At 52.0% G+C, this 10,742-nt stretch carries 10 protein-coding genes; 8 read left to right on the top strand and 2 right to left on the bottom strand.

Annotation, left to right across the window (positions count from 1 at the left end):
- Positions 1–256 precede the first annotated feature (256 nt).
- Together manA and HV352_RS11955 are read left to right on the top strand one after the other, a co-directional pair.
- Complete coding sequence (manA, locus tag HV352_RS11950; protein ID WP_181634762.1) at positions 257–1,432, top strand: mannose-6-phosphate isomerase; 1,176 nt, start codon at positions 257–259, stop codon at positions 1,430–1,432.
- A gap of 106 nt (positions 1,433–1,538) precedes the next feature.
- Positions 1,539–3,047, top strand: coding sequence for a YdgA family protein (locus HV352_RS11955; RefSeq protein ID WP_029139531.1), 1,509 nt, complete (start codon positions 1,539–1,541; stop codon positions 3,045–3,047).
- Between the two features lie 45 nt (positions 3,048–3,092).
- On the opposite strand, the gene HV352_RS11960 is transcribed toward HV352_RS11955, so the two are convergent.
- Complete coding sequence (locus HV352_RS11960; RefSeq protein ID WP_016153014.1) at positions 3,093–4,121, bottom strand: Mal regulon transcriptional regulator MalI; 1,029 nt, start codon at positions 4,119–4,121, stop codon at positions 3,093–3,095.
- 169 nt (positions 4,122–4,290) lie between these two features.
- On the opposite strand from HV352_RS11960, the gene malX reads away from it, so the two are divergent.
- The 3 genes from malX (at position 4,291) to add (ending at position 8,168) form a co-directional block, all read left to right on the top strand.
- Complete coding sequence (gene malX, locus HV352_RS11965; protein WP_016153013.1) at positions 4,291–5,883, top strand: maltose/glucose-specific PTS transporter subunit IIBC; 1,593 nt, start codon at positions 4,291–4,293, stop codon at positions 5,881–5,883.
- A 10-nt stretch (positions 5,884–5,893) separates the two neighbouring features.
- Positions 5,894–7,066, top strand: coding sequence for a MalY/PatB family protein (locus HV352_RS11970; protein WP_181634763.1), 1,173 nt, complete (start codon positions 5,894–5,896; stop codon positions 7,064–7,066).
- A gap of 100 nt (positions 7,067–7,166) precedes the next feature.
- A complete protein-coding gene (add, locus tag HV352_RS11975; RefSeq protein WP_181634764.1) occupies positions 7,167–8,168 on the top strand; it encodes an adenosine deaminase in 1,002 nt (333 codons plus the stop codon).
- A gap of 52 nt (positions 8,169–8,220) precedes the next feature.
- On the opposite strand, the gene HV352_RS11980 is transcribed toward add, so the two are convergent.
- Positions 8,221–9,261 (bottom strand): oxidoreductase, encoded by a 1,041-nt coding sequence (locus tag HV352_RS11980; protein WP_016153010.1) that lies wholly within the window; start codon positions 9,259–9,261, stop codon positions 8,221–8,223.
- A gap of 241 nt (positions 9,262–9,502) precedes the next feature.
- Between HV352_RS11980 and blr the strand changes: the two genes are divergently transcribed.
- From blr to HV352_RS11995, 3 genes are all read left to right on the top strand, one after another.
- On the top strand, positions 9,503–9,628 hold the full coding sequence (blr, locus tag HV352_RS11985) for a division septum protein Blr (protein WP_019076739.1): 126 nt from the start codon (positions 9,503–9,505) through the stop codon (positions 9,626–9,628).
- A gap of 293 nt (positions 9,629–9,921) precedes the next feature.
- Positions 9,922–10,137, top strand: coding sequence for a transcription modulator YdgT (gene ydgT, locus HV352_RS11990; RefSeq protein ID WP_003832804.1), 216 nt, complete (start codon positions 9,922–9,924; stop codon positions 10,135–10,137).
- Between the two features lie 91 nt (positions 10,138–10,228).
- A complete protein-coding gene (locus HV352_RS11995; protein WP_016153009.1) occupies positions 10,229–10,669 on the top strand; it encodes a DUF2569 domain-containing protein in 441 nt (146 codons plus the stop codon).
- Positions 10,670–10,742: the final 73 nt, after the last annotated feature.

Genomic DNA, 10,742 nt, shown 5'->3' on the forward strand with positions numbered 1-10,742 from the left:
CTCACTTACTGCTCGGTCTGGTTATTCTCTGGGCAGATGTTCCATTGCCCTGCTTCCCTGCCGCAGGTCGGGTTGTAGAAGGAAAGGCTTTCTGCAACCGGAATTACTCAGGGTATTAAAAGCGAGTCACCATATCCTACACAATTTTTTAACAAAAACTGAGACAAGTACGACTTTTTACATGTGCAGGTTACTTCGCTCAGGGTTTCTTGGTTTAATAGCCGTAGAAAATTCCACATTGAAACAGGGCTTGAGAATGCAAAAACTCATCAACTCAGTGCAGAACTACGCCTGGGGAAGTAAAACTGCGTTAACGGAACTTTATGGGATTGCCAACCCCACTCAGCAACCGATGGCTGAGCTGTGGATGGGCGCGCATCCGAAAAGCAGTTCGCAGGTTCTGGACGCTAACGGCCAGACGGTCGCTCTGCGTGATGTCATCGAACACGATAAATCCGCACTGTTAGGCGATGCTGTTGCGAAACGCTTTGGTGAACTGCCTTTCCTGTTTAAAGTGCTGTGCGCCGCGCAACCTCTTTCGATTCAGGTTCATCCTAACAAGCACAACTCTGAAATCGGATTTGCCAAAGAAATCGCGGCGGGGATCCCGATGGATGCCGCAGAGCGCAATTACAAAGATCCTAACCACAAACCGGAACTGGTTTTTGCTTTGACGCCGTTCCTGGCGATGAACGCATTCCGCGAGTTCTCAGACATTGTCGCATTGTTACAACCGGTGTCCGCCGCGCATCCGGCTATTGCGCATTTCCTGCAGGAACCGAGCGCGGAACGTCTGAGCTATCTTTTCGCCAGCTTGCTGAATATGCAGGATGAGGAGAAATCCCATGCGCTGGCGATCCTGAAATCGGCGCTGAACAGCCAGCAGGGTGAACCGTGGCAAACCATTCGCCTGATCGCCGATTTCTATCCGAATGACAGCGGGCTCTTCTCCCCGCTGCTGCTCAATGTGGTGAAGCTCAATCCTGGCGAAGCGATGTTCTTATTTGCCGAAACTCCACACGCCTACCTGCAAGGTGTGGCGCTGGAGGTAATGGCTAACTCGGACAACGTGCTGCGCGCCGGACTGACGCCAAAATACATTGATATCCCGGAGCTGGTCGCCAACGTTAAGTTTGTCGCCAAGCCAGCCAATCAACTGCTGACCACGCCAGTTAAGACTGACAGCGAACTGGACTTCCCCATTCCGGTCGACGATTTCGCGTTCTCCTTGCATGAACTGACCGCCAATGGCGCAGATATCAGCCAGCAAAGTGCGGCCATTTTGTTCTGCATCGAAGGTGAAGCCGTGCTGAGCAAGGGCGAGCAGCGTCTGGTGCTGCAGCCGGGTGAGTCGGCCTTTATTAGCGCGAATGAATCGCCGGTAAACGTCAGCGGCACGGGCCGTTTAGCTCGGGTTTATAACAAGCTGTAGCAAGATACTGATATTTTTAACAACTCTTGCTAAGCTGTAGTGAGTTAAAGACATGTCACTCCTCCAGGCGTCTTCAAACGCCTGGTTTTATTTTATGGATATCAAAATGAAAAAATCGCTGGTAGCTGCGGGTGTGGTGGTTGCACTGGGTATCGTCTGGACGGGCGGCGCCTGGTACACAGGAAAGAAACTCGAAACGCATCTCGCCGAGATGGTGACGCAGGCAAACGATCAGTTAAAACGCTACTCCCCGGAGGCGGGCATTGAACTGAGTTATCAAAACTACCAGCGCGGCGTGTTCAATAGCCAACTGCAGTTGGTGGTGAAACCTGTCGCCGGGCAGGCAGATTCCTGGCTGAAACCGGGACAAAGCATCGTCCTGAATGAAACCGTTGATCACGGTCCTTTCCCGCTGGCTCAGCTGAAATCACTGAATCTTGTTCCGGCAATGGCCTCCGTGAAAACGACGCTGGTCAATAACGACGTGACGAAACCGCTGTTTGATATTGCCAAAGGTGAGACGCCATTCATCATTAATTCCCGTATTGGCTACAGTGGGGATACCCGTTCCGATCTCTCCCTCAAACCGCTGAACTACGAGAAAGGCGACGAAAAAGTGGCCTTTAGTGGCGGGGAGTTCCAGTTTACGGCAGATAAGGATGGTAATGCGGTGTCGCTGACTGGCGAGGCGCAAAGTGGCCTGGTTAATGCCGTCAATGAGTATGATCAGAAAGTACAAGTTACTTTCAATAACCTGAAAACTGAAGGTTCCAGCAGTATTGCAAGCTTTGGTGAGCGCATCGGCGATCAGAAATTGTCCCTCGAAAAACTGTCGATTTCAGTCGAGGGCAAAGAGCTGGCGGTGCTGGAAGGCATGGGTATCGATGGCAAATCCGATCTGATTAACGATGGCAAAACCGTCAACAGCCAGTTGGATTACACCCTGAACAGCCTCAAATTGCAGGGCCAGGATATGGGGAGCGGTAAGCTGACGTTGAAAGTTGGCCAGATTGACGGTGAAGCGCTGCACCAGTTCAGCCAGCAGTACAGCGCCCAAACCAAAGCGCTGATGGCGCAGATTGATGTGGTCCAAAATCCTGAGCTTTATCAGCAGAAAGTCACCGAAGCCTTCTTTAATGCGCTACCGATTCTGATGAAAGGCGAACCGGTTGTCACTATTGCTCCACTAAGCTGGAAGAATGCAAAAGGTGAAACCACATTTAATCTGTCACTGTTGCTAAAAGATCCGACCGCAAACACGGTAGAGCCGCAAACGCTGGCCCAGGAAGTGGATCGTTCCGTCAAATCGCTGGATGCGAAACTGACCATCCCTGTCGATATGGCGACTGAGTTCATGACGCAAATTGCCAAACTGGAAGGATATCAGCAGGAAGAAGCGGCTGGTCTGGCGAAGCAACAGGTTAATGGCCTGGCGGCGATGGGGCAGATGTTCCGCATTACGACTTTGCAGGACAACGTTATCGGCACCAGCCTGCAATACGCAAACGGCCAGGTGACGCTGAACGGACAAAAAATGCCGCTGGATGAGTTTGTTGGTATGTTCGGTATGCCTTCTCTTACACAGCCGGATGCCCCTGCCATCCCGCAACAATAATCACTCGTCGGTGACAGGCCCGATAACAGTGTTTATCGGGCTTTTTTATTTCGCCGCCACCAGACGAGCGGAAAGCGTCAGATTGCGTGAATGACCTTCATCGTGGGCAATGCGTTGTAGCATACGTTCAGCAAGGGTGTATCCCATTTCCCGTGCGGGCGAACAGGCCCAGGTAATCGGGATATCGTCCAACGCGTTTTCCGCCACATCAGCGAATCCGGCCAACGATATTTGCTGTTCGAAATAGCGATCGACACCAATTTCACCACTCTGACGTCCTGCTCTCATCAGGCCAAACCAGGCGCCTATGGCGATTATTTCGTTGTAGCACACCACCGCGCTGATCGTGGGATTGCGGCGTAACAGCGCCGTTACCTCTTCTGCGGCCTGCTTCTGGCTGGATGAGCACTCCAGCACCCAGTCGCTATGAAACGGTAAACCATATTTTAGTAACGTTGCACAATAGCCGCCGACGCGCTCTGCGCGAGTCAATGAAGAACTCTGCCCGCCCAGCCAGGCAATACGCTGGTGTCCGTGGCGGATAAGATGTTCAACCAGTAACTGTGCAGCCTGCATGTTATCGGGCCTGACGGTGTCTGCGTCATCCATGTAGCTGGCGCGTGATGCAAATACCACCGGGATCCCTTTATCAGCGGCCAACTGTTGCAGCGCATCACTGCTGCCAGCGGCCCCGGCAATGACCACGCCATCTACCCCTTGGTTGAGTAACATCGCGAAACGCTGCGCCAGCTGCTCCCCATCTTTACCGCCGTGCAGTAAGAAGACCATGCGCCCCTGCGCTTCTAACGCTTCCGTCAGACCTGCCGTCAGCTCGGCGTAAAACGGCGTTGAAAGATCGCGTACAATCAAACCAACTACTCCGCTCTGCCCGCCGCGCAGCGCTGATGCCTGGCGGTTACGCACAAACCCCAGTTGCTCAATAGCAGCATTCACCCGCTCCCCGGTCGCTGATGAAATTCGCCCTTTTCCACTGAGCACCAATGAGACGGTGCTGACCGAAACCCCCGCAGCCAGCGCAACATCATGGATGGTTATTTTTTTGGCTATAGCCATAAAAACAGAAAACTCCCTGATAACGTGACAGATAAAACGTTTTATCAATCACTTATATTTATACCTCCTATTATCGTTCGATAATGTGATTTATACCGCACTAAAATTAGGTAAAACGTTTTATCTTCTCGCCATCATTAGTCAGCTAGCCTTTACAAGGAGTCGTTTGATGACGGCGAGAACCACACCAAAAATAACGTTATGGGAATTTTTCCAGCAGTTGGGCAAAACCTTTATGCTGCCTGTAGCGCTGCTTTCATTTTGCGGGATCATGTTGGGGATCGGCAGCTCGTTGAGCAGCCATGATGTCTTAACGCTGATCCCGGCGTTGGGGAATCCGGTGCTGCAGGCCATCTTTACCTGGATGAGTAAAGTTGGCTCATTTGCGTTTAGCTTCCTGCCAGTCATGTTCTGTATTGCCATTCCTCTGGGCCTGGCGCGCGAGAACAAAGGTGTTGCGGCGTTTGCCGGTTTTGTCGGTTATGCGGTCATGAACCTCGCCGTCAATTTCTGGTTAACCGCCAAAGGTATCTTACCCACCACAGATGCGGCGATCCTGAAAGCCAACAACGTGCAAAACATTCTGGGGATCCAGTCGATCGACACCGGGATCCTCGGTGCCGTTATTGCAGGGATCATTGTCTGGATGCTGCATGAACGCTTCCACAACATTCGTCTGCCAGATGCGCTAGCGTTTTTCGGTGGTACGCGCTTTGTGCCTATCATCTCCTCGGTGGTGATGGGACTGGTCGGGCTGGTCATTCCCCTGATTTGGCCGGTTTTCGCCATGGGCATTACCGGACTCGGTCACATCATCAATAGCGCGGGGGAATTTGGTCCTATGCTGTTTGGCACCGGTGAGCGTCTGCTGCTGCCTTTTGGCCTGCACCATATTCTGGTGGCACTCATTCGCTTCACCGAAGCTGGCGGCACACAGGAAGTCTGCGGCCATAGCGTGAGCGGCGCACTGACTATTTTCCAGGCTCAACTGAGCTGCCCGACAACGCAAGGTTTCTCTGAAAGCGCAACACGCTTCCTGTCCCAGGGTAAAATGCCGGCGTTCCTCGGCGGTTTACCGGGTGCGGCATTAGCCATGTACCACTGCGCACGCCCTGAAAATCGTCATAAAATTAAAGGGTTATTAATTTCTGGCCTGATTGCCTGTGTCATCGGCGGTACAACTGAACCACTTGAGTTCTTATTCCTGTTCGTCGCTCCGGTTCTGTATGTAATCCACGCCCTGCTAACCGGTCTTGGCTTCACCGTGATGGCGGTGCTTGGCGTCACTATCGGTAACACTGACGGTAACCTGATTGACTTCGTGGTGTTCGGCATCCTGCACGGATTGTCCACCAAGTGGTACCTGGTCCCTGTTGTCGCGGCTATCTGGTTTGCGGTGTACTACGTGATCTTCCGCTTCGCCATCACGCGTTTCAATTTGAAGACGCCGGGCCGTGAAGTCGAAATTGCCAGCAATATCGAAAAAGTAATGGCCGGAGCGCCTGGTAAATCAGGTTACAACGTCCCTGCTATTCTGGCGGCGCTGGGCGGCGCAGAAAACATTGTCAGCCTGGATAATTGCATCACCCGTCTGCGCTTGTCAGTGAAAGATATGTCGCTTGTTAACGTACAGGCTCTGAAGGACAATCGTGCCATTGGCGTAGTACAACTCAATCAGCATAACCTTCAGGTCGTTATCGGTCCGCAGGTCCAGTCAGTGAAAGACGAGATCGCGGTTCTGATGAACACCGTACAGGCTTAAGGACAACAATATGTTTGATTTTTCAAAGGTTGTGGACAGGCACGGTACCTGGTGTACTCAGTGGGATTACGTTGCCGACCGTTTTGGTTCAGCCGACCTGCTGCCATTCACCATCTCCGATATGGATTTTGCCACCGCACCTTGCATTCTGGAGGCGCTGACTCAGCGCCTGTCACATGGCGTGTTGGGTTACAGCCGCTGGAAAAACGATGAGTTTCTGGCGGCGATAAGCCATTGGTTTCTTTCGCGACATAACACTCAAATAGATCCTCAGTCGCTGGTATATGGCCCCTCGGTCATCTATATGGTGTCGGAGTTGATCCGCCAGTGGTCATCCGTGGGCGATGCGGTGGTTATCCATACTCCGGCTTACGATGCGTTTTACAAAGCGATTGAAGGTAATCAGCGCCAGGTACACGCAGTCGGACTGGAAAAACGCGCCGACGGCTGGTTTTGCGACATGGTTGCGCTGGAGAAAGCCCTGTCTCGACCTGAAAGCAAAATTCTTCTGCTTTGCAGCCCACAAAACCCAACGGGCAAAGTGTGGACGCGCGACGAGCTGGAAGCCATGGCGGAACTGTGTCAGCGCCATGGTGTAAAAGTCATCTCCGATGAGATTCATATGGATATGGTATGGTCAGACCGGCCGCACATCCCGTGGAGTAACGTCGCGCGTGGCAGTTGGGCACTGCTCACTTCCGGCTCAAAGAGTTTTAATATTCCGGCATTAACCGGGGCTTACGGACTCATTGAAGATGCTCAAAGCCGCAACGATTACTTCAGCGCGTTAAAAGGCCGCGATGGTCTTTCCTCGCCTGCGGTGCTGGCGCTTAGCGCACATATTGCCGCTTACCAACAGGGTGCAAGCTGGCTTGATGCGCTGCGCGATTATCTTGCCAGCAATCTGCATTACGTTGCGCGTGAGCTTAATGCCGCATTCCCCGAACTCAACTGGCAAATTCCGCAATCCACTTATCTGGCATGGATTGACCTGCGTCCGCTCAATATTGATGACCATGCCTTGCAGGATGCTCTCATCCACCAGCAGAAAGTGGCTATCATGCCGGGATACACCTACGGAGAAGAAGGTCGCGGTTTTGTACGTCTCAATGCCGGATGCCCGAGATCCAAGCTTGAAAAAGGCGTTCAGGGGCTGATTAACGCCATCCGTTCTGTACGCTAATTAAGTTTGCGCAATGAAATTATTCATTGCGCAACATAGCTTTTTATCCCGATTTTTTCATATAATACGACGCACTTTACCTAAATACACGAGTGCGACCATGATTGATACTTCCCTCCCCCTGACCGACGTCCATCGCCACCTTGATGGTAACATCCGTGCCCAAACGATCCTGGAACTGGGTCGTCAGTTCAATTTAACGCTTCCGGCACAAACGCTGGAAACGCTGATCCCTCATGTGCAAGTCACATCAACTGAGCCGGATTTAGTGAGCTTTTTATCCAAGCTCGACTGGGGCGTGAAGGTACTGGCCTCGCTGGATGCGTGTCGCCGCGTGGCATTTGAGAATATTGAGGATGCAGCACGTAACGGCCTGCACTATGTAGAATTACGTTTTTCACCCGGCTATATGGCGATGGCGCATCAGCTCCCGGTTGAGGGCGTGGTTGAAGCCGTCATTGCCGGCGTACGCGAGGGCTGCAAGACCTTTGGCGTCGAAGCTCGCTTAATTGGCATTATGAGCCGTACCTTCGGCGAAACCGCCTGCCTGCAGGAACTGGATGCGCTGTTAGCCCACCGTGACCATATTACGGCGCTGGATCTGGCGGGTGACGAACTGGGTTTCCCGGGCAGTCTGTTCCTGTCGCATTTCAATCAGGCGCGCGACGCCGGCTGGCGTATTACCGTACATGCGGGCGAAGCCGCGGGACCAGAAAGTATCTGGCAGGCCATTAAAGAGCTGGGCGCAGAACGTATTGGTCACGGCGTAAAAGCCGTTGAAGATCGTGCGTTGATGGATTACCTCGCCGAACACCGTATCGGCATCGAATCCTGCCTGACATCGAACATTCAGACCAGCACCGTCGCCTCTCTGGCAACCCACCCGCTGAAAACATTCCTTGAGCATGGCGTTTTAGCCAGTTTGAATACGGACGATCCGGCGGTACAGGGTGTGGATATTATTCACGAGTACACCATTGCCGCGCCAGCGGCAGGACTCACGCGCGAACAGATCCGTCAGGCGCAAATCAACGGCCTGGAAATGGCATTTCTGAGTAACGAAGAAAAACGTGCCCTGCGCGAGAAAGTCGCCGCAGCGTGACGGTTAAAGTGCCGGATGCGATGCTGAGCATCGCCATCCGGCATTTGCCTAATCAGGCAAGGCACAACGTCGAGCGATGTTTCGCCGATTCAAGACCCAGCTCAATCAGCTCCATGATTTGAATAGCTTGTCTCGCCGGTACCGGGTTTTCACCATGACCATTTAGCGCATCACGAATGCCAGCATAGTACGCCGGGTAATTACCCGGTACAGTCAGCCAGGTCTCTTCAACCTGCTCTTCGCCTTCTATTCGCGTCAACACGCCATCGCGCATGTCATAACCCCAGTCTTCCTGAGGCAGTCGCTCGCCATTTTTCAGGCGCTCTTCCTGCGGGTCAAGACCATACTTCACATAGCTGCCACGCGATCCGTGCACGATATAACGGGCCGACTCAGCGGCAGCGAGCATGGTGCCGTGCAGAATCACACGACGCTGCGGATAAGTCAGGATGGCATGGAAGTAATCCGTCGCTTGCGCACCTGGGCGGAGCTGAGCCAGGTCTACCGTCATGCTGACGGGCAAACCAAACAGGTTAATCGCCTGATCCAGAAGATGCGGTGCTAAATCATACCAGATGCCGCTTCCCGGCCCCCCCTGTTCACGCCAGCGGTCACGAACCTGGGGGCGGAATCGATCGAAATGGGATTCGAAATACGCCACCTCTCCCAAAACGCCATCCGCCAGCAGGGCTTTCAACGTCAGAAAATCACTGTCCCAGCGGCGGTTATGGAAAACGGACAGCACGCGGCCAAGGCTACGCGCCAACGCATCCAGTTCGCGTGCTTGTGACAGTGTCACGGTAAAAGGCTTATCAACAACCACATGCTTGCCCGCTTCCAGTGCAGCCTTCGCTAACGGGAAGTGAGTGTCATTAGGCGTGGGGATCACAATCAGGTCGATATTCGGATCGTTAAAAAGGTGTTTAGGCTCAGCAACAACCGCCACCGTTGGCCAGTCTGCCTTCACTTTTGCTTCATCACTACTGGAAACCGCAGCCAGTTCGAGGCCCGGTGTGCCCACAATCAGGGGGGCATGGAAGGTTTTACTGGCGTAACCATAGCCAATTAGCCCAACGCGGATGTTGTCACTCATGTTATAGCCTCTCAATTCAGGACTGACCTATTTCACACCATACCCTGCAACGTCTCAATAGTTTAATAACCATTGCGCTACAAAGGTTGTTTATTAACTTAAGTCAAACATATGCCACTTATGCTTAACTTGCAGCGAAAAAGAGGGAGAAATCGTTCCCAATTATCTTGCTGTATTATTGAGAGATTAGTAACATTTGCAGCCTGTGTTTATGGATAAATCAAAGCAAATGTCATCAGTAATGAATCGTCTTATTGAATTAGCAGGTTGGATTGTTCTCACCGTCTCTGTGATCCTGCTGGGTGTTGCCAATCATATTGACAATTACCAGCCACCGGAGCCCGTTGCTGCTGTGCAGAAGAAATAAGCATCTGCAGTCCCTTATAACCCGGCAATTAACATCGAGTAACGGCAGGGGTTGGCTGCAAAAGATCGAATTTTGTCAAAAAAAGAGAATAATGCCGCATCCCACTCCGGTGCATATTGCCTGCTGTAGCGAAGCGCGTTACCCTTACCGCAGGTGCGCATAGCGCCTGCTTTTCCACAGGTATGAACACTCTTCTCACATTTGCGCGTCAATCCGCTTTTACCTGTGCATGTTGTTTATTATTTATATTTACTACTCCGTTGGTATTATTTTATTAATATGGATTTCCATTTATGACTGTTCAGGATTACTTATTAAAATTCCGCAAAATCAGTTCACTCGAAAGTCTGGAAAAACTGTTCGACCATCTTAACTACACGCTCACCGACGATAGCGACATTATCAATATGTATCGCGCTGCAGACCATCGCCGTGCGGAGCTTATCTCAGGAGGTCGTCTGTTTGATGTTGGTCAGGTACCCAAATCAGTCTGGCATTACGTGCAATAAAGAAGAAAGTAGCGCTCAACGTTAAAAGCTTTATAATAATTGCCCCAAAATGAATGGCATGTTTGATTGCGCGCGTAAACCTGGAGAAGAGATGACTACCACACCGGCACAACGTATCGGGGGCTGGCTACTTGGGCCACTGGCCTGGCTGTTAGTCGCATTGTTGAGCGCTTCGCTGGCGTTATTACTTTATGTCACTGCGCTGGCTACACCGCAAACCTTCCAAACGCTGGGTGCGCAAAGTACGGCAAATTTGCTGTTATGGGGCGTCTCTTTTATTACCGCGATTGCCATGTGGTATTACACGCTGTGGCTGACGATTGCGTTTTTCAAACGCAGAGCCTGTGTGCCTAAGCATTATATTCTATGGCTGCTGATCTCCGTGTTACTGGCGATTAAAGCGTTTGCGTTTTCACCGGTTCCGGACGCCTTTGCCGTGCGCCAACTGCTGTTCCCATTGCTGGCTGCAGCACTGCTGGTGCCCTATTTCAAACGCTCGCAACGCGTTAAATCGACGTTTGTGAATCCGTAATAACCCTACAGTTAACCTGTTGTCGCCTGTTGTAGATTGTCAGATAATAGGCGGCTTTTTTATTTCAGGCCGA

Source organism: Citrobacter sp. RHBSTW-01044 (assembly GCF_013781945.1).
GTDB lineage: Bacteria > Pseudomonadota > Gammaproteobacteria > Enterobacterales > Enterobacteriaceae > Citrobacter > Citrobacter braakii.

What these genes read in the sequence shown, in the direction of transcription:
- manA (WP_181634762.1), top strand. Translation starts at nt 257, where the DNA reads ATGCAAAAACTCATCAACTCAGTGCAGAACTACGCCTGGGGAAGTAAA.
- HV352_RS11955 (WP_029139531.1), top strand. Translation starts at nt 1,539, where the DNA reads ATGAAAAAATCGCTGGTAGCTGCGGGTGTGGTGGTTGCACTGGGTATC.
- HV352_RS11960 (WP_016153014.1), bottom strand. Translation starts at nt 4,121, where the DNA reads ATGGCTATAGCCAAAAAAATAACCATCCATGATGTTGCGCTGGCTGCG.
- malX (WP_016153013.1), top strand. Translation starts at nt 4,291, where the DNA reads ATGACGGCGAGAACCACACCAAAAATAACGTTATGGGAATTTTTCCAG.
- HV352_RS11970 (WP_181634763.1), top strand. Translation starts at nt 5,894, where the DNA reads ATGTTTGATTTTTCAAAGGTTGTGGACAGGCACGGTACCTGGTGTACT.
- add (WP_181634764.1), top strand. Translation starts at nt 7,167, where the DNA reads ATGATTGATACTTCCCTCCCCCTGACCGACGTCCATCGCCACCTTGAT.
- HV352_RS11980 (WP_016153010.1), bottom strand. Translation starts at nt 9,261, where the DNA reads ATGAGTGACAACATCCGCGTTGGGCTAATTGGCTATGGTTACGCCAGT.
- blr (WP_019076739.1), top strand. Translation starts at nt 9,503, where the DNA reads ATGAATCGTCTTATTGAATTAGCAGGTTGGATTGTTCTCACCGTCTCT.
- ydgT (WP_003832804.1), top strand. Translation starts at nt 9,922, where the DNA reads ATGACTGTTCAGGATTACTTATTAAAATTCCGCAAAATCAGTTCACTC.
- HV352_RS11995 (WP_016153009.1), top strand. Translation starts at nt 10,229, where the DNA reads ATGACTACCACACCGGCACAACGTATCGGGGGCTGGCTACTTGGGCCA.